25 protein-coding genes are annotated in these 26,988 nt (G+C 67.2%); 19 read left to right on the forward strand and 6 right to left on the reverse strand.

Annotated features, from left to right (window positions below):
* Positions 1–235: 235 nt before the first annotated feature.
* Entirely contained in the window at positions 236–1,915 is a 1,680-nt protein-coding gene (locus B6S44_RS20160; RefSeq protein WP_248309663.1) for an electron transfer flavoprotein-ubiquinone oxidoreductase, read from the reverse strand.
* A gap of 173 nt (positions 1,916–2,088) precedes the next feature.
* Between B6S44_RS20160 and B6S44_RS20165 the strand changes: the two genes are divergently transcribed.
* The 5 genes from B6S44_RS20165 (at position 2,089) to ypfJ (ending at position 7,820) form a co-directional block, all read left to right on the forward strand.
* Positions 2,089–2,892 (forward strand): uracil-DNA glycosylase, encoded by an 804-nt coding sequence (locus tag B6S44_RS20165; RefSeq protein WP_129158642.1) that lies wholly within the window; start codon positions 2,089–2,091, stop codon positions 2,890–2,892.
* 140 nt (positions 2,893–3,032) lie between these two features.
* A complete protein-coding gene (locus B6S44_RS20170) occupies positions 3,033–4,463 on the forward strand; it encodes a cytochrome ubiquinol oxidase subunit I (RefSeq protein ID WP_129158643.1) in 1,431 nt (476 codons plus the stop codon).
* Positions 4,464–4,474: 11 nt separating this feature from the next.
* Complete coding sequence (gene cydB, locus B6S44_RS20175) at positions 4,475–5,479, forward strand: cytochrome d ubiquinol oxidase subunit II (protein ID WP_129158644.1); 1,005 nt, start codon at positions 4,475–4,477, stop codon at positions 5,477–5,479.
* A gap of 104 nt (positions 5,480–5,583) precedes the next feature.
* The gene (locus B6S44_RS20180; RefSeq protein ID WP_248309664.1) at positions 5,584–6,798 is read left to right on the forward strand and encodes a M20/M25/M40 family metallo-hydrolase; all 1,215 of its coding nucleotides are present in this window, start codon (positions 5,584–5,586) and stop codon (positions 6,796–6,798) included.
* A 131-nt stretch (positions 6,799–6,929) separates the two neighbouring features.
* On the forward strand, positions 6,930–7,820 hold the full coding sequence (ypfJ, locus tag B6S44_RS20185) for a KPN_02809 family neutral zinc metallopeptidase (protein ID WP_129158646.1): 891 nt from the start codon (positions 6,930–6,932) through the stop codon (positions 7,818–7,820).
* A gap of 102 nt (positions 7,821–7,922) precedes the next feature.
* On the opposite strand, the gene B6S44_RS20190 is transcribed toward ypfJ, so the two are convergent.
* Positions 7,923–8,411, reverse strand: coding sequence for a hypothetical protein (locus B6S44_RS20190; protein ID WP_129158647.1), 489 nt, complete (start codon positions 8,409–8,411; stop codon positions 7,923–7,925).
* 116 nt (positions 8,412–8,527) lie between these two features.
* Between B6S44_RS20190 and B6S44_RS20195 the strand changes: the two genes are divergently transcribed.
* From B6S44_RS20195 to B6S44_RS20210, 4 genes are all read left to right on the forward strand, one after another.
* Positions 8,528–9,715 carry a PA0069 family radical SAM protein gene (locus B6S44_RS20195; RefSeq protein WP_129158648.1) on the forward strand — a complete coding sequence of 396 codons (1,188 nt, stop codon included), beginning with the start codon at positions 8,528–8,530 and terminating at the stop codon, positions 9,713–9,715.
* 224 nt (positions 9,716–9,939) lie between these two features.
* The gene (locus tag B6S44_RS20200; protein ID WP_129158649.1) at positions 9,940–10,560 is read left to right on the forward strand and encodes a ribonuclease HII; all 621 of its coding nucleotides are present in this window, start codon (positions 9,940–9,942) and stop codon (positions 10,558–10,560) included.
* A 16-nt stretch (positions 10,561–10,576) separates the two neighbouring features.
* The gene (locus B6S44_RS20205; RefSeq protein WP_129158650.1) at positions 10,577–11,368 is read left to right on the forward strand and encodes a PhzF family phenazine biosynthesis protein; all 792 of its coding nucleotides are present in this window, start codon (positions 10,577–10,579) and stop codon (positions 11,366–11,368) included.
* Positions 11,369–11,588: 220 nt separating this feature from the next.
* Positions 11,589–12,791: a site-specific DNA-methyltransferase gene (locus B6S44_RS20210; RefSeq protein WP_129158882.1), complete on the forward strand. Its 1,203-nt coding sequence runs from the start codon at positions 11,589–11,591 to the stop codon at positions 12,789–12,791.
* Here B6S44_RS20210 and mutY read toward each other — a convergent pair.
* Positions 12,788–13,858 (reverse strand): A/G-specific adenine glycosylase, encoded by a 1,071-nt coding sequence (gene mutY, locus B6S44_RS20215; protein WP_129158651.1) that lies wholly within the window; start codon positions 13,856–13,858, stop codon positions 12,788–12,790. The two genes, B6S44_RS20210 and mutY, sit on opposite strands and share 4 nt — an antisense overlap.
* A 257-nt stretch (positions 13,859–14,115) precedes the next feature.
* Between mutY and B6S44_RS20220 the strand changes: the two genes are divergently transcribed.
* From B6S44_RS20220 to B6S44_RS20255, 8 genes are all read left to right on the forward strand, one after another.
* Positions 14,116–14,613, forward strand: a complete 498-nt coding sequence (locus B6S44_RS20220; protein WP_129158652.1) for a DUF721 domain-containing protein — start codon at positions 14,116–14,118, stop codon at positions 14,611–14,613.
* 83 nt (positions 14,614–14,696) lie between these two features.
* Complete coding sequence (locus B6S44_RS20225; protein WP_110488443.1) at positions 14,697–15,317, forward strand: DsbA family protein; 621 nt, start codon at positions 14,697–14,699, stop codon at positions 15,315–15,317.
* A 27-nt stretch (positions 15,318–15,344) separates the two neighbouring features.
* Positions 15,345–18,800 (forward strand): chromosome segregation SMC family protein, encoded by a 3,456-nt coding sequence (locus B6S44_RS20230; protein WP_129158653.1) that lies wholly within the window; start codon positions 15,345–15,347, stop codon positions 18,798–18,800.
* A gap of 317 nt (positions 18,801–19,117) precedes the next feature.
* Positions 19,118–19,492 (forward strand): AtpZ/AtpI family protein, encoded by a 375-nt coding sequence (locus tag B6S44_RS20235; RefSeq protein WP_129158654.1) that lies wholly within the window; start codon positions 19,118–19,120, stop codon positions 19,490–19,492.
* Positions 19,493–19,541: 49 nt separating this feature from the next.
* On the forward strand, positions 19,542–20,288 hold the full coding sequence (locus B6S44_RS20240; RefSeq protein ID WP_129158655.1) for a F0F1 ATP synthase subunit A: 747 nt from the start codon (positions 19,542–19,544) through the stop codon (positions 20,286–20,288).
* Positions 20,289–20,347: 59 nt separating this feature from the next.
* Positions 20,348–20,575, forward strand: coding sequence for a F0F1 ATP synthase subunit C (locus B6S44_RS20245; RefSeq protein WP_091831801.1), 228 nt, complete (start codon positions 20,348–20,350; stop codon positions 20,573–20,575).
* A 125-nt stretch (positions 20,576–20,700) separates the two neighbouring features.
* Positions 20,701–21,255, forward strand: a complete 555-nt coding sequence (locus B6S44_RS20250; RefSeq protein ID WP_129158656.1) for a F0F1 ATP synthase subunit B — start codon at positions 20,701–20,703, stop codon at positions 21,253–21,255.
* Positions 21,256–21,263: 8 nt separating this feature from the next.
* Positions 21,264–21,746 carry a F0F1 ATP synthase subunit B family protein gene (locus B6S44_RS20255; RefSeq protein WP_129158883.1) on the forward strand — a complete coding sequence of 161 codons (483 nt, stop codon included), beginning with the start codon at positions 21,264–21,266 and terminating at the stop codon, positions 21,744–21,746.
* A 97-nt stretch (positions 21,747–21,843) separates the two neighbouring features.
* Here the strand turns inward: B6S44_RS20255 and B6S44_RS20260 are convergent, their stop codons facing one another.
* A complete protein-coding gene (locus B6S44_RS20260) occupies positions 21,844–23,154 on the reverse strand; it encodes a L,D-transpeptidase family protein (protein ID WP_164985894.1) in 1,311 nt (436 codons plus the stop codon).
* 166 nt (positions 23,155–23,320) lie between these two features.
* On the opposite strand from B6S44_RS20260, the gene B6S44_RS20265 reads away from it, so the two are divergent.
* Both B6S44_RS20265 and B6S44_RS20270 read left to right on the forward strand, forming a co-directional pair.
* Positions 23,321–23,584 carry a type II toxin-antitoxin system Phd/YefM family antitoxin gene (locus B6S44_RS20265; RefSeq protein WP_129158658.1) on the forward strand — a complete coding sequence of 88 codons (264 nt, stop codon included), beginning with the start codon at positions 23,321–23,323 and terminating at the stop codon, positions 23,582–23,584.
* The gene (locus tag B6S44_RS20270) at positions 23,581–24,006 is read left to right on the forward strand and encodes a type II toxin-antitoxin system VapC family toxin (RefSeq protein ID WP_129158659.1); all 426 of its coding nucleotides are present in this window, start codon (positions 23,581–23,583) and stop codon (positions 24,004–24,006) included. Before B6S44_RS20265 ends, B6S44_RS20270 begins: the two co-directional genes overlap by 4 nt.
* A 57-nt stretch (positions 24,007–24,063) precedes the next feature.
* Here B6S44_RS20270 and gcvPB read toward each other — a convergent pair whose 3' ends face one another.
* Together gcvPB and gcvPA are read right to left on the reverse strand one after the other, a co-directional pair.
* Positions 24,064–25,638, reverse strand: coding sequence for an aminomethyl-transferring glycine dehydrogenase subunit GcvPB (gene gcvPB / locus B6S44_RS20275; protein WP_129158660.1), 1,575 nt, complete (start codon positions 25,636–25,638; stop codon positions 24,064–24,066).
* A complete protein-coding gene (gene gcvPA / locus B6S44_RS20280) occupies positions 25,638–26,978 on the reverse strand; it encodes an aminomethyl-transferring glycine dehydrogenase subunit GcvPA (protein ID WP_129158661.1) in 1,341 nt (446 codons plus the stop codon). The genes gcvPB and gcvPA overlap by 1 nt, the downstream gene beginning before the upstream one ends.
* Positions 26,979–26,988 lie beyond the last annotated feature (10 nt).

Raw genomic sequence — 26,988 nt, forward strand, 5'->3', positions numbered from 1 at the left:
TCGCGGCCTCTCGCGGCGATTCGATTAGGATGTTTCAAATGAAGAAGGTCTCGCTCGCGCTCGCGGCCGTTCTCACCCTCGCCGGCATCGCCGGCGGCTGCGCCACCAAGGAGCCGGAGAAGCCCGCTCCCGTCGTGCGCAAAGGCTGATTCACCGCCTCTTCTGGCGTCAATAAAAAGGCCGCGCCGGATACGTCCGTCGCGGCCTTAATCTTTGATGACAATATCGAATACTGTCACATATTCGAGTAATTCGGGCCGCCCGCGCCTTCCGGCACCGTCCAGGTGATGTTCTGGGCCGGGTCCTTGATGTCGCAGGTCTTGCAGTGCACGCAGTTCTGGGCGTTGATCACGAAGCGCGGCAGCGACTGCTTTTCCGGATCGGCGTAGACCACCTCGTAGACGCCCGCCGGGCAGTAGAGCCGCGCCGGCTCGCCATAGATCGGCAGGTTCTGCAGCACCGGCACATTCGGGTCCGTCAGCTTCAGATGCGCCGGCTGGTCTTCCTCGTGATTCGTTGCCGAGAGGAAGACCGAGGAGAGCTTGTCGAAGGAAATCTTGCCGTCGGGCTTGGGGTAGACGATCGGCGTGACCATGCCGATCGGCTTCAGCGTGGCATGGTCGGGCTTGCCATGCTTCAGCGTGCCGAAGGGCGACCAGCCGAAGAGCTGGTTCAGCCACATGTCGATGCCGCCGAGCGCGACGCCGCCGAGCGTGCCGAGCTTCGACCAGAGCGGCTTGACGTTGCGCACCCGCTTGAGGTCGCGCCCGATCTCGGAGGAGCGCCAGCTCTCCTCGATCCCGGCCACCTCGTCATGGGCGCGGCCGGCGGCCAGCGCCGGCACGAGGTGCTCGGCCGCCAGCATGCCGGAGAGGATGGCGTTGTGGCTGCCCTTGATGCGCGGAACGTTGACGAAGCCGGCCGAGCAGCCGATCAGCGCCCCGCCCGGGAAGGTCAGCTTCGGCACCGACTGCCAGCCGCCCTCGGTGATCGCGCGCGAGCCGTAGGAGAGGCGCTTTGCCCCCTCGAAGACATCGCGGATCATCGGATGGGTCTTGAAGCGCTGGAACTCGTCGAAGGGCGAGAGCGTCGGGTTCGTATAGTTGAGGTGGACGACGAAGCCGACCGAAACCAGGTTGTCGTCGAAATGGTAGAGGAAGGAGCCGCCGCCGGTCGACATGTCGAGCGGCCAGCCGAAGGAGTGCTGGACCAGCCCCTTCCTGAACTTCTCCGGCTTGACCTGCCAGATTTCCTTGAGGCCGATGCCGTATTTCTGCGGCTCGCGGCCTTCATCCAGAGCAAAGCGCCTGATCGCGATCTTCGAGAGCGAGCCGCGCGCGCCCTCGCCGAGCAAGGTGTAACGGCCGCGCAATTCCATGCCGCGGGTGAAGCGCTCGGAGACGGTGCCGTCCTTGGCGATGCCCATGTCGCCGGTGGCGATGCCGCCGACCGAGCCGTCCTCGTTGAACAGCAATTCGGCGGCGGCGAAGCCGGGATAGATCTCGACGCCGAGCGCCTCGGCACGGGCGGCGAGGTAGCGTGCGACCAGGCCGAGCGAGCCGACGAAGTTGCCGTGATTGTTCATCAGCTTCGGCATGGCGAAGTTCGGCAGGCGCGCACCGCCGGCCGGGCCGAGGACATAGAAGACGTCCTCGCTGACCTCGGTATGAAGCGGGCGCGCCTCGTCTTGGCGCCAGTCGGGCAGGAGCTTGTCGAGGCCGATCGGGTCGATGACCGCGCCGGAGAGGATGTGCGCGCCGACCTCGGAGCCCTTCTCGACCACGACGACCGAGATCGCCTCGTCGAGTTGTTTCAGCCGGATCGCGGCGGCGAGGCCGGCCGGGCCGGCGCCGACGATGACGACGTCATAGTCCATGCTCTCGCGCGGCGTGCTCTGTGCTTCCTTCAGATCCATGCTGCCCTCCACCCCGCGCCGCTTATATGTCGTTAGATAGTTTATATATGAACTATCTCGATCGCCTCGCCAAGCCGCGGGGCTGATTGGAATTCCTCTATCCGGGGCTCCCGGTTATTTTGCAACAGCGAACGGGCTCGCTTCGTTCCCTGCGGCGCGGTATTCTGCCGCCCATGTCCTTCGACGCCATCTCCGCAGCCGAACTGATCGCCTGGTACGCCGAGATGGGCGTGACGGAGGCGCTCGACGAGACGCCGCACGACCATTTCGCAGCTGCAGCGGAGCTTGCCCCGGCACGCCAGCCTGTCGCGCGCCTTGTGCCGCCGACCCCACAGGCGGCTGGGCGCTCCGCGGCAGCAGCCCCAGCGCCCCCAGATGAAGCGGCCCTGTCGGCCCGGGCTCTGGCGCGCGAGGCGACGACGCTGGATGAGCTCAAGACGGCACTGGCCAGCTTCGAAGGCTGCCCGCTCAAGGCCTCTGCGAAGAGCCTCGTCTTCGCCGACGGCAATCCGGCCGGGAAGGTGATGGTCGTCGGCGAGGCCCCAGGCGCGGACGAGGACCGGGCTGGCCTGCCCTTCGTCGGCCGTTCGGGACAATTGCTCGACCGGATGCTGGCGGCGATCGGCCTCAACCGGCAGGAGCATGTCTACATCGCCAATCTCCTGCCCTGGCGTCCGCCCGGCAACCGCACGCCGACGCCGCAGGAGGTCGCGATCTGCCTGCCCTTCATCCAGCGCCAGATCGAGCTCGCCGATCCAGACATCCTGGTCTGCATCGGCGGTCCCTCGGCGCAGGGGCTGCTCGGCGTCTCCGGCATCCTGGCCTCGCGCGGCCGCTGGCGGGAATACGATACCGGCACGCGGACGATCCGGGCGATCGCGACGCTGCACCCGGCCTACCTGCTGCGCCAGCCCCTGCAGAAGCGCCTGGCCTGGCGCGATCTGCGGGCCCTCAAGGCGGCGCTCGACACGCTTTGACGCAGCGGCGCGATGCCACTGCGTCACCGCCGACTGCTGCCCTCCCGCGGCGGCTTGATTATTCCGTGTGCAAAGTAGACCCTGCAACCGCCAGGGTCTTTCGGCCATGACGTTCGTGGCCGGTACGCCGGAGCGATGCGATGGAAATCGACGCCTTTCTGCTGTCCCGCATCCAGTTCGCCTTCACGATTTCATTCCACATTGTCTTCCCGGCCTTCACGATCGGGCTGTCGGCCTATATCGCGACGCTGCTCGGCCTGTGGCTGAAGACCGGCGACCAGAAATTCCACCTCCTCGCTCGATTCTGGACCAAGATCTTCGCGGTCTCCTTCGCCATGGGGGTGGTCTCCGGCATCGTGCTCTCCTACCAGTTCGGCACGAACTGGAGCCGGTTCTCGGCGGTCACCGGCAATGTGCTGGGCCCGCTGATCGGCTACGAGGTGCTCAGCGCCTTCTTCCTCGAGGCTTCCTTCCTCGGCGTGCTGCTCTTCGGCTGGAAGCGGGTGCCGCCCTGGCTGCACTTCCTCTCGGCGGTGATCGTCGCCGGCGGCACGGCGCTCTCGGGCTTCTGGATCCTGTCGGCCAATAGCTGGATGCAGTATCCGGTCGGGCACGAGGTCCGCGACGGTATCGTCTACCCCGTCGACTGGATGAAGATCGTCTTCAGCCCGACCTTCCCACTGCGCTACGCGCACATGATGACGGCGGCCTATCTCACCACCGCCTTCGTGGTGCTAGCGACCGGCGCCCGCCATCTCCTCGCCGGCCACCGCACCGAATCGGCCAGGACGATGGTGCGGATGGCGATCCTGATGATCGCACTGACCGCACCGCTGCAGGCTGTCATCGGCGACTTCCACGGCAAGCAGACCGCGATCTACCAGCCCGCCAAGCTCGCTGCGATCGAAGCGCACTGGGACTCGTCCAAGCCCGGCGCGCTCGTGCTCTTCGCCTGGCCGGACGAGAAGGCCGAGCTCAACCGCTTCGAGATTTCGATCCCCGGCGTCGCCAGCCTGCTTACCCATGGCAGCATGGACGCCCTGTTCAAGAGCCTGAAGGACTTCCCGCGGGAGGACCGCCCGCCGGTGCTGATCCCCTTCTTCGGCTTCCGGCTGATGGTCGGGCTCGGCACGCTGATGATCCTGTTCGGCTGGGTGGGAGCCTGGCTCTGGTGGCGCGGCCGCATCTTCGAGTCGCAGCGCTGGCTCGGGATCGCCCAGTACACCTGGCCTGCCGGCTTCGTCGCCATTCTCGCCGGCTGGTTCGTCACCGAGGTCGGGCGCCAGCCCTGGGTCGCCACCGGCATTCTGCGCTCCAAGGATGCGGTGTCGCCGATCACCACGGCAGAGGTCGCGATCTCGCTGGCGCTGTTCGTCTTCGTCTATTGCGTCGTCTTCACCGCCGGCATCCTGCTGATCAACCGCCTGATCGCCAAGGGACCGGATGAGATCAGCCATGAGGACCCGCCCGAGCAGCCGTCGAAGCGGACGCTGAAGGCGGCGCAGGCACCGGCCTCGGCGATCTTCGGCGACGGCCATCCTGGCGACGACAAGATCCAGCCGGCGAGCTGAGGAGAACCGCGATGGAATGGTATCTCCCTGTGATCTGGGCCGGGCTGATCGGCACCGCCGTGATGCTCTATGTCGTGCTCGACGGCTTCGACCTCGGCATCGCCATCCTGTTCCCGACCACTGGGGACGAGGGCGAGCGCGACCAGATGATGAACTCGGTCGCGCCGTTCTGGGACGGCAACGAGACCTGGCTGGTGCTCGGCGGCGCCGGCCTCTGGGTCGCGTTCCCGCTGGCCTATTCCGTGATCATGCCGGCCTTGTATCTGCCGGTGACGCTGATGCTGCTGTCGCTGATCTTCCGCGGCGTCGCCTTCGAGTTTCGCTGGGTGGCCAAGCCCAGGCACCGGATCTGGGATCTGGCCTTCTGGCTCGGCTCCACCACCGCCGCCTTTTCCCAGGGCGTCATCCTCGGCGGGCTGATCCAGGGCATCAAGGTCGCCGACAAGCAGTTCGCCGGCGGCCCGTTCGACTGGCTGACGCCCTTTACGCTGATGTGCGGGGCCGGTGTCGTCGTCGGCTATGCCCTGCTCGGCGCGACCTGGCTGGTGTTCAAGACGGAAGGGGCGGTGGCAGATCGTGCCCGTCGTCAGGCCAAGACCTTGCTGCTCTGCCTGCTCGCCTTTGCCGCGCTGGTCTCGCTGTGGACGCCTTACGCCCATCCGCGCATCGCCGAGCGCTGGTTCACGCCCTCAAACCTGTTGTTGCTCTGGCCCTTCCCGGTGCTGACCGCCTTCTGTGGCTACATGGTCTGGAAGCGACTGCACGGGAACCACGAGTTCACGCCCTTCGCCTTCACCATCGCGATCTTCCTGCTCTGCTTCCTCGGGCTGGCGATCTCGAACTACCCCTATCTGGTGCCGCCCGGCCTGACGATCTGGGACACGGCGGCGGCACCGAGCTCGCACATCTTCGTGCTGATCGGGGTCAGCTTCCTCCTACCGATGATCCTGTTCTACACGGCCTTCGTGTACTGGACCTTCCGCGGCAAGGTGAAGGCCGACAGCGGCTATCATTGAGACCGCCGACGCTCCCACATAGGATGGGTAAAAGGAAGAAGCCTGGACCGGAGGATGCCATGAGCAGGATCGGGACATTGCGTCGCGCAGCAGCGGGCTTCTTGATGCTCATCGCAGTTCCGGCTCTGGCTGCCCCGCAAAAGCCGGTGCTCGATGCAGCAGAGGCCGAGAGACCCGCCTATCTCGAAACGCTCAAGGCCCTCGTCTCGATCGAATCAGGCTCTCGCGATTCCGAAGGCCTCGCGACGATCGCCGCCCTGATCGCCGAGCGCCTTAAGGCGCTGGGCGGCGAGGTCGAGCTGGTGGCTTCGGCGGATGCGTCCAGATCTCCCGGCAAGACCGTGCTCGCCCGCTTCAAGGGCACCGGCACCAGGAAGGTCCTGCTGCTGGCGCATATGGACACGGTCTACAGCAAAGGCATGCTGGCCCAGCAGCCTTTCCGGATCGAAGGCGACAAGGCCTACGGCCTCGGCATCGCCGACGACAAGCACGGCGTTGCCCTCATCCTCCACACCGTCGCGCTGCTCAACAAGATCGCCGCCAGGGATTACGGCACGCTCACCGTGCTCATCAACGGCGACGAGGAGATCGGCTCGTCCGGCTCCAGGGCGCTGATCACCCGCACCGCTGCCGACCAGGACGCGGTGTTCTCCTGCGAGGGCTCCACGGTCGGCCAGGACGCGCTCCGGCTCGCCACCAGCGGCATCGCCTCGGTGCAGCTCAAGGTCACCGGCCGGGCCTCACATGCCGGCAGCTCGCCCGAGCAGGGCCGGAACGCCCTCTACGAGCTCGCGCACCAGATCCTGCAGATGCGCGACCTGTCGAAGCCCGAATTGGGCCTCAAGCTGAACTGGACGATCGCCTCGGCCGGCTCCGTCAGCAACGCGATTCCGGCCGAGGCGAAGGCGCAAGCCGATGTCAGGGCCCTGCGCATGGCCGATTTCGACCTGATCGAAGCGGCGGTGAAGGAGCGCATCGGCAACAAGCTGATCCCCGACACCGTGGTGGAGGCAACGTTGACGCGCGGCCGCCCACCCTTGGCGCCGACAGAGGCGGCCAAGGCGCTCGGCGCGCATGCCAAGCGGGTTTTCGGCGAGATCGACCGGCAGCTGACCGTCACTGAAAGGGCGACCGGCGGAGGTACCGACGCCGCCTACGCCGCGCTCGAAGCCAAGGGACCCGTGATCGAAGGCTTCGGCCTCAGGGGCTTCGGCGCCCATTCGAACCAGAACGAATACGTCGCGCTCGATTCGATCGTGCCCCGGCTCTATCTGCTGGCTCGCATGATCACCGACGTGTCACGCGGCCAAGCCAAATAGCCCGCTACCTCCGCGAAGGAGCGTCAGAGCGGCCTGGCTTGCCGTCGCTGCCGCCGACCACAGCTTCATCGTTCGCTTGAGTTCCACCGCGTCCTCGCCGACATTGGCGACGCTGCAACAAGGGTTCGCGCATGCGTTGGGAAGATTATCGCCAGTCCGAGAACCTCGAGGACCGGCGCGGCGGTGGCGGCGGCGAATTTGCCGGCCTTCCCGGCGGACGCGGCGGCATCGGCATCGGTACCATGGTCGTGCTCGGCCTGCTCGGCTGGGCGCTCGGCATCGATCCGCGCCTCTTGATAGGCGGGGCCGAACTGATCGGCGGCATCGGCGGGCGCAGCGCGCCGACGCAGGAGCAACGCAAATCGGCCGGACCGCCGCAGGACGAGATGGGCCGCTTCGTCTCGGCCGTGCTGGCACAGAACGAGGATATCTGGGGCAAGGTGCTGCCGCAGCAGGCCAACCGCAAATACGTGCCGCCGAAGCTGGTGCTGTTCAGCGGCGTCGACCGCTCCGGCTGCGGCACGGCGCAGGCGGCAATGGGGCCGTTCTATTGCCCCAACGACCAGCGGGTCTATCTCGACCTCTCCTTCTTCCAGGAGATGCAGCGCAAGCTCGGCGGTGGCGGCGACTTCGCCTATGCCTATGTCGTCGGCCACGAGGTCGGCCATCACATCCAGAACCTGCTCGGCATCCTGCCCAAGGTGAACCAGCTGCGCGAGCGGGTTTCCGAGCGCGAGTCGAACCAGCTCTCGGTGCGGGTCGAATTGCAGGCCGACTGCTTCGCCGGCGTCTGGGCCTACAACATCCAGGCGATGGACCGCATCCAGCCCGGCGACATCGACGAGGCGCTGCGCTCCGCCTCGGCGATCGGCGACGACAAGCTGCAGCAGGCCGGCCGCGGCGCGGTGGTGCCGGACTCGTTCACGCATGGCTCGTCGGCGCAGCGCACGCGCTGGTTCAACACCGGTTTCAAATCCGGCTCGATGCAGAGCTGCGACACCTTCAAGACGAACCAGCTCTGACCTTCCTTCGTCATTGCGAGCGTCAGCGAAGCAATCCAGAGGGGCTCGCTCGGCGACCCCTGGATTGCTTCGTCGCTTCGCTCCGCGCAATGACGGCCGAGGTCAGAGTTCGGCGCGTTCGCGCCGCACCGTCAGCCGGCGCGGCGCACGTGCCAGCCGGCCTGACAGGATCTGCGTCTTCGGCGCCAGGAGCCCTGCCCTGACGTGGCGCGAGCGCAGCGAGACCGCGCCCCATTCGCGCAACGCCGCGGCCATGCCGCGCAGCGGCATCAAGGCCGGCCGCATCGCCATCGTCAGCAGATGCCGCTCGATGCTCGGCGTCCATTGCGGCTCGGGCAGATCGCCGGCTTCGAGCAGGATGACCCAATCGCCGCGCGCCTGTGCGACCCCGCTGGACCAGGCCTCGCCATTCTTGGCCCGGACATAGCTGGCACCGGTCTCGTCGGCGAGACGCTCGATCGCAGCGTCATCCGCCTCGTCGATCACCACGGCATGGCCGATCACGCCCTGCGCCACCGCCGGAATCAGCACGGACAAGGTCGCGGCGAGCGCTTCGGCATCGCGATTGGAGCGGATGACGGCTGTGATCATTGCCGCGGAGCTTATGCCGCAGCGCAACATGTCACAATCCTGTCGCTTGCAATTTGTTCTCTATATGTTCACATTCCTTGGTCTCGGGGCAACCGATTCCGACGGGAGACGAAGCCATGCTGCAGGCCAGACCCTCAGCCAGGACGCAACCGCTCAAGCGCCGCGACTCCGAGCCGGGAAGCGTCTCGGCGCCGGTGCGGCTCGCGCCGGTCGACCCGCTCGCCCATGTCGGCAGCCAGATCGACCCGGAACGGCGGCGCGGGCGTGGTGCGACGATCAACCCCGGTGGCCGCTTTGAGGCCGAGACGCGCATCAGCGAGGATGACGGCTGGGGCTCGCTCGGCGATCTCCCGCCGTTCAAGACCGAGGTTTCGGTCGAGAAGCCGCGGACGATCATTACACGCAACGATTCCCCGGATATCTCGTTCGACCGCTCGATCAACCCCTATCGCGGCTGCGAGCATGGCTGCGTCTACTGCTTCGCGCGGCCGAGCCATGCCTATCTCGGCCTCTCGCCGGGGCTCGACTTCGAGAGCAAGCTGACCGCCAAGCCCGATGCGGCGCTGCTGCTGGAGAAGGAGCTGTCCTCGCCGAGCTACCAGCCACGCACCATCGCGATCGGCACCAATACCGACGCCTACCAGCCGATCGAGAAGAAGCTGCGGATCATGCGCGGGATTCTGGAGGTGCTGGCGAAGTTCAACCACCCGGTCGGCATCGTCACCAAATCGGCGCTGGTCCAGCGCGACATCGACATCCTCGCACCGATGGCGGCGAAAGGGCTGGTCAAGGTCGCGCTCTCGGTGACAACGCTCGACGCCAAGCTTGCCCGCAACATGGAGCCGCGCGCCGCTTCGCCCGCCAAGCGCATCGAGACGATCCGCAGGCTCTCGGAAGCCGGCATTCCGGTGACGGTTCTGGTCGCGCCGATCGTGCCGGCGATCAACGAGCACGAGATCGAACGCATCCTCGACGCAGCCAAGGCTGCAGGAGCGCGCGAGGCCGGCTATGTGCTGCTGCGCCTGCCGCTCGAGGTGAAGGATATCGTGCAGGACTGGCTGGTGACGCATCATCCCGACAAGATGCGCCACGTCGTCTCGCTGATTCGCTCGACCCGCGGCGGCAAGGACTACGATGCCGCCTGGGGCCAGCGCCAGGTCGGTTCCGGCCCCTATGCCTGGATGATCGGCCGGCGCTTCGAGATGGCCGCCGAGCGGCTCGGCTTCAACAGCGCGCGGCTGCGCCTGCGCACCGACCTCTTCGTCAAGCCGGAGAAGGAGAAGGCGCAATTGAGCCTGTTCTGACGACTGCCTGCTCTACGCGCAGCCCTCATCCTGAGGAGCACCGCAGGCGCGTCTCGAAGGATGCGTCGAGTGCACTCTGGATCATCCTTCGAGACGGCCGCTGCGCGGCCTCCTCAGGATGAGGGCTGTGGAATGCAAGAAACCAGATAATCGTGTGCCAGCGAATTGTGGATGTGACGTCGCACGCGGCAGACCTTCACGTCACGATCTGGCATAGCGAAGCCATGACCGCCGATTTCAGCCGCGAGCAGGCCGCGATGATTGCCGGGCGCGCCCGCGTCGCTGGCGTGGACGAGGTCGGGCGCGGGCCGCTCGCCGGTCCAGTCGTCGCGGCAGCCGTCATTCTCGATCCCCTGGCGATCCCCGACGGGCTCGCCGATTCGAAGGAACTCAGCGCCCAACGCCGCGAAGAGCTCTTTGTCCTGATCCTGGGCAGTGCCTTGGCGGTTGGGGTCGGCAGTTCTTCCGCGGCGGAAATCGACACGATCAACATCCGGCAGGCGACCCTGCTCGCGATGCGGCGTGCAGTGACCGCCCTGCCGCTGTCGCCCGATCTCGTGCTGGTCGACGGCAACGATCCGCCGGCGCTCGCTTGCGGCTGCGAGGCCATCATCGGCGGCGACGGGCTGATCGCCTCGATCGCCGCGGCCTCGATCGTCGCCAAGGTGACGCGCGATAGGATGATGGCGCGTCTTTCGCTGGCATATCCGGCCTATGGCTTCATCAGCCATGTCGGCTATGGCACGGCCGCACATCGTGCCGCGCTGAAGACGCATGGCCCCTGCCCCGCCCACCGCTATTCCTTTGCGCCGGTGAAAGGCGTCTGGTCGCGCTCGCCTGTCTAAGCCACCCAGAGACCTCATGCCCATTTTGACGATGCATCAGGTCGACGCGTTCACGGACCGGGTCTTCGCCGGCAATCCGGCCGCCGTCCTCATCCTGGACGATTGGCTGTCAGACGCGGCGATGCAGGCCATCGCCAGCGAGAACAATCTGGCCGAGACCGCCTTCGCCCGCCCGAGCGGTAGCGGATGGGATCTGCGCTGGTTCACCCCGGTCCACGAGGTCAACTTCTGCGGGCACGCCACGCTCGCGACCGCGCATGTGCTGGCCAGGGCCCACGGCATCTCGGGCGAGATGGAGTTCGCCACCCGCGTCGGCCCGATCCGTGTCTCGCAGCAAGACGATGGCTACCGGCTCGACCTGCCGGCCTTCACTCCGGAGCCGGTCGAGACCCTGCCTCCGGTCATCGCCGCGCTCTTCCCGGTTCCGCCGCGGGCGCTCTTCCGCAATTTCGAGAACGTCTTCGCCGTTCTGGCGGACGAAGCGGCGGTGCGCGCGTTCGTGCCCGATGCCGCGGCGATCGCGACCCTCGCCCCGCTCTGCTTCGGCATCACAGCGCGCGGCGAGAGCCATGACTTCGTCTCGCGCTATTTCGCCCCCAGCGCCGGCATTCCGGAGGACCCGGTGACCGGATCGATCCACGCCACTCTCGTTCCGTATTGGGCCCGCGAGCTCGGCAAGACCCGTCTCGAGGCCTTCCAGGCTTCGGCGCGCGGCGGGCATCTCAGCTGCGAAATGGCGGGCGAGCGCGTGCTCATCACCGGGCAGGCTGCAACCTTCATGAAGGCCGAAATCTACCTGCCAAACTGATGGCCGGGACACCCGCGAAACTGCTCCCAAACTGCCGCAACGGCAGCTGGAGGCCGCTTACCATTCCTTAACCTCCGTTACGAATTTACGAACGTATTCAATGGGCTAGGCAAAATCTGCAGCCCCAGAATGGGACGCATTTTTTTCAACCTGGAAACCCGCCCTTTACCCTGACCGGCGAGGATCGCGACTGTTGAAGTTGCGTAACGGTCTTGGCGTCATGAGTACCTCGCGTACCGGGACCGCCAGCGCTCCCGTCCGGATTCAGGTTTCGCGTACCGGACGGCCCGCGCTGGGGGCCCGGATGAAGGCCACGAGCCTTCTTCCCACTCAGATTCTCCCTCGGGAGCTGCCGCTCGATCAGGTGATCGTCGGCGATTGCGTCGCCGCGATCGAGGCGCTGCCCCCGGGCAGCGTCGACCTCGTCTTCGCCGACCCGCCCTATAATCTCCAGCTCGGCGGCGATTTGCGCCGGCCCGACGACAGCCTCGTCGACGCCGTCGACGACGACTGGGACAAGTTCGCCTCCTTCGCCGAGTACGACGCCTTCACCCGGGCCTGGCTCACCGCCTGCCGCCGCGCGCTGAAGCCCGACGGCGCCCTCTGGGTGATCGGCTCCTACCACAACATCTTCCGCGTCGGTTCGATCCTGCAGGATCTCGGCTTCTGGATGCTGAACGACATCGTCTGGCGCAAAGCCAATCCGATGCCGAACTTCCGCGGTCGGCGCTTCACCAATGCGCATGAGACGCTGATCTGGGCGGCGCGGGGCGAGTCTTCAAAATACACTTTCCATTACGAGGCTCTGAAGGGCGGCAATGACGACCTGCAGATGCGCTCTGACTGGTATCTGCCGCTCTGCACCGGCGACGAGCGCCTGAAGGACGACAAGGGCACCAAGGTCCACCCGACCCAGAAGCCCGAATCGCTGCTCGCCCGCGTGCTGCTCTCGGCCAGCAATCCCGGTGACGTGGTACTCGATCCCTTCTTCGGCACCGGCACGACCGGCGCTGTCGCCAAGGCGCTCGGCCGCCATTTCATCGGCATCGAGCGCGAGCAGATCTACGCCAACGCGGCACGCGAACGCATCGCAGCGGTTCAGCCGCTGCCGCCGGAAGCCTTCGCCACGGCGCCTTCGAAGCGCAGCGAGCCGCGCGTGCCCTTCCTCAGCCTGGTCGAGGCCGGATTGGTGAAGGCGGGCGAGCGCGTCTTCGACGAGAAGCGCCGCCACAGCGCCACCATCCGCGCCGATGGCACGCTGGTGCTCGGCCCCGCTGTCGGCTCGATCCACAAGGTCGGCGCGCTGGCGCAGGGGCTGCCGGCCTGCAATGGTTGGACCTTCTGGCATGTCGAGCGCGACGGCAAAGCCATGCTGCTCGACGCGCTGCGCGGCGAGATGAGGACGCAGATGGCGGCGGCTTAAGGCTGCTGCAACTCTTCCAGCCCGGCTTCCAGTGCCTTCAGGAAGACATTCGGGAACGCTTCCTCCTTCAGCCGGTTGAACGGCGTGAAGCGCATGCCGTCTGGCGCCTGCGTCTCCAGCGGCACGCGCCCGGCGAAAACCGTCAGCTCCAGCGGGAAATGCGTGAAGACGTGGCGTACCGGCAGCATCAGCCGCCGCCACCTGGCCGACACCGGTGCATCGCGCAAAGCATCGCCAAGCGCGTAATCCGCCCGCCACTCGCCACCGGGCACCTCGACCATGCCCCCGAGTAAACCCTTGGCCGGGCGGGTCCGGACCAGCACAGCGCCATCCTCGCGCATCGCGACAAAGGCCGCGCCATAGCGGGTCTTGCCCGTCTTCCTCGCCGCCTTGCGCGGAAAGCTCTCCTGCGTCCCCGCAATGCGCGCCCGGCAGGGCTCGCGCCAGGGGCAGAGCCCGCAGGCCGGCGAGCGCGGCGTGCAGATCGTCGCACCGAGATCCATCAACGCCTGCGCGAAATCGCCGGGCCGGTCATGCGAGAGCAGCGCCAGCACCCGCTCGCGGATCAGCGGCTTGGCGCCGGGCATCTCGTCCTCGATCGCGAACAGCCGCGTGATCACCCGCTCGACATTGCCGTCGACCGCGACGGCCGGCCGGTCGAAGGCGATCGCCGCGACGGCCCCGGCCGTATAGGCGCCGATGCCCGGCAGCGTGCGCAGGCCGTCCTCGCGGTCGGGAAAGCGGCCGCCATGCTCGCTTGCGACCGCCTTGGCGCAGGCGTGGAGGTTGCGGGCGCGAGAATAATAGCCGAGCCCGGCCCAGGCTTGCATGACTTTCTCGGAAGGGGCGGAAGCCAGAGCCTCGACGGTCGGAAACCGCGCCATGAAGCGCTCGAAATAGGGTTTTACCGCCGCGATCGTGGTCTGCTGCAGCATGATCTCGGAGACCCAGACCCGGTAGGGGTCGGCCCGCTCGCCCGGCAGCGCCCGCCAGGGCAGGACGCGCCGGTGGCGGTCGTACCAGGCGAGGAGATCGGCGGCGCGGGGTTGGGGAACGGGAGCGTCCATGGCTTCGGTTTAACGCTGATGGCTTGCGCTGCAATAGCCCTCGCCCCACCCCGTTCAAACTCCCCGTCATTCCGGCCGTAGCGAAGCGCAGCGCCGGAATCCATCGTAGAGTTCAGTGCCCTTCGATGGATTCCGGAGCTGCGCCGCTCCGCGGCTTGTCCGGAATGACGTCTCACCTGATCAAGAACAAGTAACTGCGTCGCGGCGACACGGGCAACGGGCTTGTCAGCCGTGAGCCCACTCGCGCAAACTAGGTCATGGCCGCAAAACCCCTCGCCGAACTGATCGACGACTGTCTCGCGCCCGCGCTTGCTGCCCAAGGCTTCGCCGGGCGCTCGGTCGTGGCCTTCTGGCCGGAGATCGTCGGCGAGCGGCTGGCGCAGCGCACGCGGCCGCTGAAGATCGACTGGCCGCGGCGGCGTGGCGCACCGGGGGAACTCTCGGACCCGGCGACGCTGGTGGTGCGCGTCGAAGGCGCCTTCGCGCTGGAGATGCAGCAACTCGGCCCGCTGGTGCTGGAGCGGGTCAACAGCCATCTCGGCTGGCGCGCCGTCGGCAAGCTGGTGCTGAAGCAGGGACCGGTCGCGCCGCCGCCTGCGCCGAAGCCGGCTCTTCCACCGGACCCGGCCGTATTGGCGCGGATCGAGGCGCAGGTCGCCGGCGTCGAGAGCATCGAGTTGCGCGAGGCGTTGGCGCGGCTTGGGCGCGGCATCGCGCAGCGGCGCCAGGTCGCGGCCGACGACACGGCTTCGTGAGCGGGAACCGGCGAACCGATCTTGCCACAATCCTGATGGCGACTATGGTCCGCAGCAATTACTTTGCCACCAGGGATTTTCTCATGACCAGCCGCCGCCAGGTGTTGATCGGCTCCGCCGCCTTGGCCCTCTCGCCGCTTCTCGCCAGCCAGGGCGCCTCGGCCCAGACCCTTCCCGGCGTCGCCAATCCGCTCGGCGACGTCTGGCTCGGCAGCCCCGACGCCAAGGTCTCGATCATCGAGTACGCCTCGCTGACCTGCAGCCACTGCGCCACCTTCCACAAGGACACCTGGCCGGCGCTGAAGGCGAAATACATCGACACCGGCAAGGTGCGCTTCGTGCTGCGCGAGTTCCCGCTCGATCCGCTCGCCACGGCCGGCTTCATGCTGGCGCGCTGCAACGGCACCGACAAATACTACCCGCTGACCGACCTGCTGTTCGCGCAGCAGCGCAACTGGGCCTTCACCGAAAAGCCGGTCGATGCGCTCTCGAACCTGGTCAAGCAGGCCGGTTTCACACAGGAATCTTTCGAAGCCTGCCTGAAACGGCAGGACATTTACGACGCTGTCACGCAGGTTAAGGAAGGTGGAGCCAAGGCTGGCGTGGACTCCACCCCGACCTTCTTCATCAATGGGCAGAAGCGCTCCGGTGCACTCAGCCTCGCCGAATTCGACAAGATCCTCGAGCCGCTGCTCGGCAGCTGAGCCGGCCGATAGCGTTGTGGCGCGTCGATGCAGCTGACGCGCCTCAAGCTCGCCGGCTTCAAGACCTTCGTCGAGCCGGCCGAGTTCCAGATCGAGCCGGGGCTGACCGGCGTCGTCGGCCCCAATGGCTGCGGCAAGTCCAATCTCGTCGAAGCCCTGCGCTGGGTGATGGGCGAAAGCTCGTTCAAGAACATGCGCGGCTCGGGCATGGACGACGTCATCTTCGGTGGCTCGTCCGAGCGCCCGGCCCGCAACATGGCCGAGGTCGCGCTCACGCTCGACAATAGCGATCGCAAGGCGCCCGCCGCCTTCAACGATGCCGAGGTGCTCGAGGTCACGCGCCGGATCGAGCGCGAGGAAGGCTCGACCTACCGCATCAACGGCAAGGAGGTGCGTGCTCGCGACGTGCAGCTCCTCTTCGCCGATGCCGCCACAGGCGCGCGCTCGCCGGCGCTGGTGCGACAGGGCCAGATCAGCGAGATCATCTCCGCCAAGCCGCAATCACGCCGGCGCATCCTCGAGGACGCCGCCGGTATCGCCGGGCTGCACAGCCGCCGGCACGAGGCCGAACTGCGGCTCAAGGGCGCCGAGGATAATCTCAACCGGCTCGAAGACGTGCTCGCCGAGATCGACGGGCAGGTCGAGGCGCTGCAGCGCCAGGCGCGCCAGGCGACGCGCTATCGCAACCTCGCTTCGGACATCCGCAAGGCCGAGGCGGTGCTGGCGCTGATCGCCCATCACGAGGCGCGCGCGCAGGAGGCTGTGGCCGAGCGCGCCCTCGAAGCGGCCGTGCGCGAGGTCGCGGACAAGACCGGCGTGCAGGCGGAGGCGGCGCGGTTGCAGGCGATCGCGGCGCATGCCCTGCCGGAGCTGCGCGAGAACGAGGCGGCCGCAGCGGCCGCCCTCGTTAGGCTGAAGCGCGGTCTCGACGAGATCGAGGCCGAGAACCGGCGCACGAAGCAGCGCACCGAGGAACTGGCCAAGCGGATTGCCGAATTGCAGGGCGATCTCGCTCGGCAGGAAAATCTCGGGAAAGATGCCACTGACAGCCTGGCGCGGCTGACGGCCGAGGATGAGAGCCTGCGGCTGGAGGCGGAGGCTGCCGCTGGGGGCAGCAAGGCCGCTGCGACCGAGCTCACAGAAGCCGAGAAAGCGCTGACGGCGGCCGAAACCGAGCATGCCGCGGTCCAGGCACGGCTTTCCGAACTGGCGGCCCGGCGCGGTGCGCTCGAACGGGCCGTGCGCGAAGCGAAGGAGCGCGAGGCCCGCCACGCCGGCGAACGCGAGCGGCTGCAACGCGACCAGGCGGCACTCGACGCCGACGGCACCGCCGCCTCGCTCGACGGGCTGCGTGCCACGGTCGCAACCGCAGAGACCTCGATGCAGGGTGCGGATGCAGCCACCGGCGCGGCACGCAGCGCCCTCGCCGCCGCCCGCGAGGACGAGACGCGGCTGCGTGGCCCCCTTGCGGAAGCGGATCGCAAGGCGCAACGCCTCGAAACCGAGGTCCGCACCCTGCAGAAGCTGCTCGCCCCGGCGGCGGGCGGGCGCTGGCCGGCAATCCTCGATTCGATCGCGGCCGCCAAAGGCTATGAAACCGCGCTGGGCGCGGCGCTCGGCGACGATCTCGACGCCTCCGCCGATCCGGCGGCGCCAGCGCACTGGTCCGACGGTGGCGGCGGCGAAGACGACCCTTCCCTTCCCGATGGCGCCGAGCCACTCGCCAAACATGTCCGCGGACCGGCGGCGCTCGGCCGGCGCCTGCGCCAGATCGGCGTCGTCGCCCGGGCAGACGGCGCTGGATTGCGACTGAGGCTGCTGCCGGGTCAGCGACTGGTTTCGCGCGAGGGTGACATCTGGCGCTGGGACGGCTTCACCAGCGCCGCCGATGCGCCCTCGCCTGCCGCCCGTAGGCTTGTGGAGAAGAACCGCCTCGGTGACCTCGAACACGAAGCCCAGGCCGCGCGCGAGGCGGCTGAAGCGTCGCGCGACGGTCTCGACCAGGCGAGCGAGCGCACCAAGGCGGCAGCGCTGACCGAGACGAAGGCGCTGGAGGCGGCCCGCGAGGCGCGCCGCGCCCTCGATCAGGCCCGCGAGCGGCTGGCGCAGGCAGAGCGCAGGGCCGGCGAGACAGCGGCCCGCCGTTCGGCCCTGACCGAGGCGATCGGCCGGCTTGGCCAGAATATCGCCGATGCGCAGGCGCAGGCCGAGGCTGCGAATCAGGACTTGGCCGGCCTCGCGCCGGCGCCCGAACTGGAGAACGCCCTGCTTGCCGCCCGCGCCGAATTGGGTGAGCGGCGCGCCGCGGCGTCCGAAGCGCGAGCCCGCGTGCAGACGCAGGGGCGCGAGGCTGAGCTGCGCAGCCGCCGGCGCGAGGCGATCGCTGGGGATCTGCGCGCCTGGCGCGAGCGGGCGGCAACGAACGAGCAGAGCGCCGCCGATACGCGCCGGCGAATCGAGACGACCGCGGCCGAGCACAAGGCGCTGCTGGAGGCGCCCGACACCTTCCTGGTCGAGCGTCGCCGCCTGCTTGCCGAAATCGAAACCGCCGAGGGCAACCGGCGTCGCGCCGCCGACAGGCTCGCCGCCGGCGAGGTCGCGCAAGCCGAGGCTGACCGGCAGGCGCGCGCGGCGCTGGAGGGGCTGGCGGCTGCACGTGAAGGCCGGGCGAGCGCGGAAGCGCGGCTCGAAGCGGGGCGGCAACGACTAGCCGATGTCGTCCGCCAGATCGTCGACGGGCTGGAGACCGAGGTCGCCAGTCTGCACCAGATCGCAGGGTTGAAAGCAGGGGACACTCCACCCGAGGCCGAGGATGTCGAGCGCCGGCTCGCCGGGCTCAAGGCCGAGCGCGAGCGCCTCGGCGCCGTCAACCTGCGCGCCGACGACGAGCTCTCGGAGGTTCAGGGCAAGCGAACCGGCCTCGCGAGCGAGCGCGACGACCTGACCGAGGCGATTCGGCGGCTGCGCCAGGCGATCGGGGCGCTCAATCGCGAAGGCAGGGAGCGGCTTCTTGCCGCATTCGAGATCGTCAACGGCCATTTCCAGCATCTGTTCGGGGTGCTGTTCGGCGGCGGTACGGCCGAGCTCACGCTGGTCGATTCGGAAGATCCGCTCGAAGCCGGGCTTGAGATCATCGCACGGCCCCCGGGCAAAAAGCCGCAGGTGATGACGCTGCTCTCCGGCGGCGAGCAGGCGCTGACCGCGACCGCTCTGATTTTCGCGGTATTCCTGACCAACCCCTCGCCGATCTGCGTCCTGGACGAGGTCGACGCGCCGCTCGATGACGCCAATGTCGAGCGCTATTGCGATCTGCTTGAGGAGATGGCGCGCAACACCGCGACGCGCTTCATCCTGATCACCCACAATCCGATCACCATGGCGCGCATGGACCGGCTCTTCGGCGTCACCATGGCCGAGCGCGGGGTGAGCCAGATGGTCTCGGTCGACCTCGACACCGCCGAGCGTATCCGCGAGGCGGTCTGACTCGTTCGCCGCAGCGCACAAGAATCGCTCCCGGCACTTCGCCGCAGTCTAAAATCATTTTATTTTTCAAGGCATTAATCGACACTGGCATAGCTTGACACCACCTGGAGCCGCCAATATGGTGCGGCCGATTTTTCCGGGCGGCGGGGCTTCTTCATCGCAGGGAACGATCGGCAATCCGACGAGCGCCCGCCATTGGCGATCCGGCAACGGGTCAACCGGTTCAGGCAGCGCAAATCAGCGACAATTCCGGTATTGTCCGGTTCTCTCGCGAACCGAGCACGGAAAGGTCGTGTCATGATGGCTGTCTACCTGCGATGACGGGCCGGGACGAAAAAGGCCTGGACCCGCAGCTGCCTGCAGAAACGGATGCGAGCCTGGAAAGCCGGCTCAAATCCCTCGATGCGGGCCTGAAGCGTGTGACCAGCCAGGCAGAGGCCGAAAGCCGCAGCGAAAGCGGTCGGACCGATTCCAGCGGAATCGGTCAGGCGATGCGGCTTTCCACCGAATTCATCGCCGGCATCATCGTCGGGGGCGGGCTCGGCTGGGCCGTCGACAAATGGTTCGGGACGGCGCCCTTCGGGATGATTGTCCTGCTGATGCTCGGCTTCGGCGCTGGCGTGATGAACGTCGTGCGCGCAGCGGGCTTGATGAAATCGCGCACTGACGATAAGTCGAGCGCGCAGAACTGAGGCGCGGCCCCGAAAAGGGGCCGTCTTATGGCAGGAACAAGGGCGACAGATGGCTAGTCCGATCGAACAATTCGAGATCAAGCCGATCGTGTCTCTCGGCAAGATCGGCGGAAGCGAAATCGCTTTCACCAATTCCGCCCTGTTCATGGTCGCCGCCGTCGCCATCATCGCGCTGCTCTTCGTCTACGGCACGCGCAACCGCTCGCTGGTCCCGGGCCGGCTGCAGGCGCTGGCGGAGATGGGCTACGAGTTCGTCGCCAATACAGTGAGGGACTCGGCCGGCCATGACGGCATGAAGTTCGTGCCGCTGGTATTCTCGCTCTTCATGTTCGTGCTGGTCTGCAACCTGCTGGGCATGATCCCCGGCGCCTTCACGGTCACCAGCCACCTGGTCGTCACCGCCGCGCTCGCCGCGATCGTGATCCTCACCGTCATCATCTACGGCATCGCCAAGCATGGCGCGCATTTCTTCGGCCTGTTCGTGCCCAAGGGCGTGCATCCGCTGATGCTGATCATCCTGGTGCCGATCGAGGTGATCTCGTTCGTCTCGCGCCCGATCAGTCTGTCGGTTCGTCTCTTCGCCAATCTGCTCGCCGGGCACATCGCGCTGAAGATCTTCGCCGGCTTCGTGGCGACGCTGCTCTTCGCCGGCGGCTGGGCGATCCTCTCGCCGCTGCCGCTCGTGCTGACGATTGCGCTGATCGCGCTCGAATTCCTGGTTGCGGTGCTCCAGGCCTATGTCTTCGCCGTGCTGACCTGCATCTACCTGCACGACGCCCTGCATCCGGGCCACTGAGCGGCCAGGTTCAAGTTCACCCCTCGACTGTCACAACCATCCCCCTAAGGAGCATTTCCATGGATCCCGTCGCAGCCAAGTACATCGGCGCTGGTCTCGCTTGCCTCGGCATGGCCGGCGCGGGCATCGGTCTCGGCAACCTGTTCGGCCAGTTCCTCTCGGGCGCCCTGCGCAACCCGTCGGCGGCCGACGGCCAGCGCGGCACCCTGCTGCTCGGCTTCGCGCTGACCGAAGCGCTCGGCATCTTCTCGCTGCTGATCGCGCTTCTGCTGCTCTTCGCGGTCTGATCCGCGAACGCTACCCGAGCCTGCCGCAGGCGACGCCCTTCGAGGCGTCACGCGGCGGGCTCCCGCCTCCCTTCCCATATGCCGTGCGAACCGTATGGGCTCGCGCGGCCGGATGAGGTTCAGTGATGGCAGCGCCAGCCACGACCACCGGAACGACCGCCCATGGCGGCGCGGCTCCCGCCCCCGGCGGCAGCTTCCCGCCTTTCCAGGGTAACACCTTCGCTTCGCAGCTGCTCTGGCTCGCGATCACCTTCGGCGTCCTGTACTGGCTCGCCGCCAAGGTCATCGTGCCGCGTCTCGGCGGCATCCTCGAGGACCGCGCCAACAAGATCGGCAACGATCTCGACGAGGCGGCCGCGATGAAGGGCAAGGCCGAAGAGGCCGGCCAGGCCTATGAGAAGTCCCTTGCCGAAGCCCGCGCCAAGTCGCAGGCGATCGCGCAGGAGACGCGCGAGAAGGTCAACGCCGACAGCGCCGCGCGGCGCAAGACGGTCGAGGCCGATCTCGCCGCCAAGCTCGCCGACGCCGAGGCCATGATCGTCGCCACCAAGACGGAAGCGATGAGCCATGTCGGGGCGATCGCCGCCGACGCGGCCAGCGCCATCGTCAACCGCCTGACCGGCGCCGCTCCGGCTCCGGCCGACGCCGCCAAGGCGGTCAAGACCGCGCTGGGAGGCTGAACGCCATGCTGAGCAACCCAACCTTCTGGGTCCTGGTCTCGACCGTCATCTTCCTCGCCATGGCGGTGAAGATGGGCGCTCTCAAGGGGATCATCGGCGCACTCGACGGCCGCGGCGAACTCGTCGCCCGCGAGCTCGCGGAAGCCAGGCGCCTGCGCCACGAGGCCGAGCTGCTGCTTGCCGAGTACGAGAGCAAGCGCAAGGCGGCCGAGGCCGAGGCCGAGGCGATCGTCGCCAACGCCCGGGACGAGGCCCAGCGCCTCGCCAAGGACGCCGAAGAGAAGCTTGCGGAGTTCGTCACCCGTCGCACCAAGTCGGCCGAGGACAAGATCACCCAGGCGGAGACGCAAGCCACCGCCGAGGTTCGCGCCGCCGCTGCCGAGGCCGCGACGCGCGCCGCCGAGGTCATCCTGCGCGGCCAGGTCGCCGGCAAGGCCGGCGCCGATCTGGTCACCGCCGGGCTGAAGGACGTTCGCGCCAAGCTCAACTGAGCTGCCCGAGCCTCAGGCAAGAAAACAAGAACGCCGCGGTCTTCGGACCGCGGCGTTTTTCGTTTGGCCTACTGGAACCAGGCTAAGGCCCTCGTTCCTACTGGATGGCGACAGCCGTCCCGGGCGGCGGGAGCGGCATCGGGACCGGAGCGGCCGCAGACTTCGGCAGGGCTGGTCGGACGACAGGCTGAGGCAGCTTCGCCGTGGCAGGTGCTGCCGTCGGCGCGACCACCGGCTTGGGCTTCGGCCGACGCGGCTGAATCGTCGAGGTGACGATGCCCTGCGGCGTATCGAGCCCGTAGATGTCGTCGCGGAACTGCACCAGGCCTTCGGCGTCCTGCCAACCGGTCATGTAGACCCAGGCGACCGGCACAGCCTTCTTCAGCGTGATGTTCTTGCGCTCGCCCTTGGCGATCTCGGCCTCGATCGCCGGTTGCGTCCACTCGGTGCCTTCGAGCAGCCAGGCTGCGAGATCGCGCACGCCCTCGATGCGGGCGCAGCCCGAGGAGTTGAAGCGGACATCGTTGCGGAACAGCGATTTCTTCGGCGTGTCGTGCATGTAGACCGCCTCGCTGTTCGGCATGTCGATCTTGAGCTGGCCGAGCGAGTTGGTTGGCCCCGGCTCCTGCCGGACATAGAAATAGGGATTGGTCAGGCTCGCCCAATTGACGCTGGCCGGATCGATCTCGCGATTCTCGGCGCCGAGCAACTTCATGTTGGACTTGGCGATGAAGCCCGAATCCTTGCGCATATGCGGGATGATGTCGGCCTTCACGATCGACATCGGTACCGTCCAATAGGGATTGAGGTTGACCGAGGTGATGCTGGCCTGCAGCACCGGCGAGGCCCGGTCCGGCCGGCCGACAATGGCGAGATGGCGGCGCTGGACCACGCCCTTCTCCACCGCCTCGACGCTGGCACCGGGGATGTTCACCACGACATAGCGCTCGGTGAAGCTGAAGCCGTTTCCCTTGAGGCGCTCCAGCGTCGCGGTGAGCTGGTTGAGACGGACCTCGACCGGCACGTTGAGCGACTTCAAGGTCAGGCGGCCGATCGTGCCGAGCTCCGACAGGCCGTGGCGGCGCTGGAAGCGCTTCACCGCGGCGGTGACGGTCACATCGTAGATGTCGCCCGGCAAGGCGTCGGGCGACAGATCGCCGCTCAGCATCAGGCGCTGCTTCAGCAGCGCGACGTCCGGCCCTTGCGAATCGGGCTTCAGCGCAGCCGCAGCGCCCGGCACCTTCGGCCAGCCGCCACGGCCGGCGATGTCCTCATGCGTGATCAGCGCCTCGAGCGTGCGGTCATAGGTTCTGGGGCCATAGCCCGGCTCCTCGGCACGGGAAGCCGAGAGCATCGCCACGAAGGAGACCGTGGCGGCGAGCACATGGCGAAGGCGAACGCGATACATGGGCGAGCTTCCAAGGCGCGAGAATACACGCCATCGGAAGCTTCCCTCGCATATGGTCAAGGAAGACTTAAGGCAGGCCGCCCAGGTGACGAAAGGGCAGCGGGCGCTTGCTCGCAGCCAGTTCTGACCTATATGGTCATGATAGTCATTTCTCGCGGAGGCCAGCATGACCGCACTGCCCAGGGAAACATGGACCGTGGCCAGCGCCAAGGCACGCTTCTCCGAACTGATCGACAAGGCGAAATCCGAAGGTCCACAGACGGTGACGCGCAACGGCAAGCCGGCGGCGGTGCTGGTATCGGTGGAAGAATGGGAGAAGAAGATGGCGCCCAAGGGAACCTTGCTCGAGTTCCTGCAGAACTCGCCGTTGCGCGGGGCTGATCTCGACCTCAGACGCCTGACCGACCAGCCACGCGACATCGAATTGTGAGAATCCTGCTCGACACCAACGTCATCTCCGAACCACAGAAGCCCCTACCGTCTGCGGCAGTCGAGCGCTTCCTCCGGGACACGCCGGAAGAAGGCCTCTTCCTCAGCATCATCACGATCGCCGAACTCTACCGCGGCGTGGCGTTGATGACGGAAGGTCGCCGACGCACCCGCCTGAGCGAGTGGGTCGCGGCAGAGCTTCCGGAGCGGTTCGGCGACCGGCTCCTGCCCATCACCACGTCGATCGCCGCGCTCTGGGGCGACGTGATGGCGCAATCTCGTCGCAACGGGCTGAACATATCCATCATGGACGGGTTTCTCGCAGCGACCGCGGCGGCGCACAGCCTTGCCATCGCCACCCGCAACGTCCGACATTTCACCGGGCTCGGCGTGACCGTGATCGATCCCTGGGCCGAAATCTAGGAGCGCCTGATCCGATCAGATGATCAACCTGATCGGACCCGCCTCGAAACGTCCGCCTTACTCCGCCGCTTCCTTGACCGGCGCCGGCTTTTCCCATTTCAGCACCGGCTGGCGCGCCGCCCTCGTCTCGTCGAGGCGCCGGATCGGAGCGTGATGCGGAGCTGCGGTGAAGCGGCTCTTGTCGTTGCCCTTGGCGGCGATGGCGAGATCGCGGAGCGTCGCGACGAACAGGTCGAGCGAAGCCTTCGATTCCGACTCGGTCGGCTCGATCAGCATGGCGCCGTGGACGACAAGCGGGAAATACACCGTCATCGGGTGGTAGCCCTCGTCGATCATCGCCTTGGCGAAGTCGAGCGTCGAGACACCCGTACCCTTGAGCCACTCATCGTCGAACAGCGCCTCGTGCATCGAGGGGTGGTCCGGGAAGGGCAGGGACATCAGGTCCGACAGGCCGGCGCGGATGTAGTTGGCATTGAGTACGGCGTCTTCCGAAGCCTGCTTCATGCCGTCGGCGCCATGGCTGAGCATATAGGCGAGCGCGCGGACATACATGCCCATCTGGCCGTGGAAGGCGGTCATGCGGCCGAAGGGGTCGTTGCCCTCGGGCGCATCGGCCTTGTGCTCGACCAGGCGCGACTTGCCGCCCTCGACATGGATGAACGGCACCGGCGCGTAGGGCGCCAGCCGCTCCGATAGCACGACCGGGCCAGCGCCCGGGCCGCCGCCGCCATGCGGCGTCGAGAAAGTCTTGTGCAGGTTGATGTGCATGGCGTCGACGCCAAGATCGCCGGGCCGCGCCTTGCCGACGATCGCGTTGAAGTTGGCGCCGTCGCAGTAGAAATAAGCGCCAGCCTCATGCATTGCCGCGGCGATCTCGACAATCTGCGGTTCGAAGATGCCGCAGGTGTTGGGGTTGGTCAGCATGATCGCGGCGACGTCGGGGCCGAGCAGCGCCTTGACGTCCTCGACCGCGACCGTGCCGTCGGAGCGCGCCGGCACCGACTTCACGGAAAAGCCGATCAGCGCCGCGGTCGCCGGGTTGGTGCCATGAGCCGATTCCGGCACCAGCACGACATTGCGGGTCGCGCCCTCGCCCTTGGCGGCGATCGCGGCCTTGATCGCCATCATGCCGCAGGCTTCGCCATGGGCACCGGCCTTGGGGCTCAGCGCCACCGCCGGCATGCCGGTCAGCGTCATCAGATAGCGGGCGAGCTCGAGCATGACGTCGAGCGCGCCGGGCACGGTCGAGACCGGCTGGAGCGGGTGCACGTCGGAGAAGCCCGGCAGGCGCGCCACCTTCTCGTTGAGGCGAGCATTGTGCTTCATCGTGCAGGAGCCGAGCGGGAAGAGCCCGGTGTCGATGCCGTAGTTCTTCTGGCTGAGGCGCACATAGTGGCGCATCGTCTCGGGCTCGGAGAGGCCGGGCAGGCCGATCTCACCCTGGCGCGCATGCTTGCCGAGGCGGCTCTTGAACGGCGCCGGCCTGTCGATGTCGACGCCGGTCGACTCGTGATGGCCGATCTCGAAGATCAGCGGTTCGATCTGTTGCAGCGCGCGGTTACCGGTGAAGGTCTCGTGGACCTCGGCGGCGGCCTCGCCGGCCTGGGTGGGACGTCCCTGACGGTTCAGCATCACAGCACCTCCGCGAGCGCCGCCACGAAGGCCGCCCGATCCTCATCCGTGTTCACTTCGGTATTGGCGACGATCAGGAGATCGTCGAGCCCGGCGCCGGGCTTCAGGCGCGAGGCCGGCACGCCGGCCAGGATGCCCTTAGCGGCAAGCGCCTCAGCCACCTCGGCCGCCGGTTTGGCGAGCTTCACGGTGAATTCGTTGAAGAAGCTCTCGTTCAGCACCTCAACACCCTTCACGCCGGAGAGCGCGTCGGCGAGCTTGACCGCATTGGCGTGGTTGACCTCGGCGAGCCGGGTCAGCCCGGCCTGGCCGAGCAGCGTCATATGGATGGTGAAGGCCAGCACGCAGAGGCCGGAATTGGTGCAGATGTTCGAAGTCGCCTTGTCGCGGCGGATATGCTGCTCGCGGGTCGAGAGCGTCAGCACGAAGCCGCGGCGGCCATCGGCATCGACAGTCTCGCCGCAGAGCCGGCCCGGCATCTGGCGGATATATTTCGACTTGGCGGCGAAGAGGCCGACATAGGGGCCGCCGAAGTTCAGGGCATTGCCGATCGACTGGCCCTCGCCGACGACGATGTCGGCGTCCTGGGCACCCGGCGGCGTCACGGCGCCGAGCGAGACGACCTCGGTGAAGACCGCGATCAGGAGCGCGCCATGGGCGTGCGCCTTGTCGGCGATCGGTTTCAGGTCACGCAGATTGCCGAAGACGTCGGGCGACTGCACGACGACGCAGGAGACGCTGTCGTCGATCGCAGCAAGGATGTCTTCGGTGGCGCGAACGTCGGGCTTCAACGCCACGACCTCGTCATTCGCCATCTCGGACAACGTCTCGACGACCTGAGTGTAGTGCGGGTGCAGCCCGCCGGAGAGCACCGCCTTACGCCGCCTGGTGACGCGATGCGCCATCAGCACCGCCTCGGCCGTGCCGGTCGAGCCGTCATACATCGAGGCGTTGGCGACCTCCATGCCGGTGAGCGCCGCAACCTGGGTCTGGAATTCGAACAGGTATTGCAGCGTGCCCTGGGCGATCTCTGGCTGGTAGGGCGTGTAGCTGGTCAGGAATTCCGAGCGCTGGATCAGATGGTCGACCGTCGCCGGGACATGGTGCTTGTAGGCCCCTGCCCCGACGAAGAACGGCACTGCGCCCGCCGCCGTGTTCTTCGCTGACAGCTTGCCGAGGATGCGCTCGACCTCGAGCTCGCCCTTGGCGCGCGGCAGGTCGAGCGGCTCCTTCAGCAGCTTGCCGGCGGGCACATCGGAGAAGAGCGCGTCGACATCGGGCACACCGATGCGCGCGAGCATGTCCTCGCGGTCGGTCTCGGTCAGGGGGAGATAGCGCATGGGGCTTCCT

This window comes from Allobosea sp. Tri-44 (genome assembly GCF_004123845.1).
Taxonomy (GTDB): Bacteria; Pseudomonadota; Alphaproteobacteria; order Rhizobiales; family Beijerinckiaceae; genus Allobosea.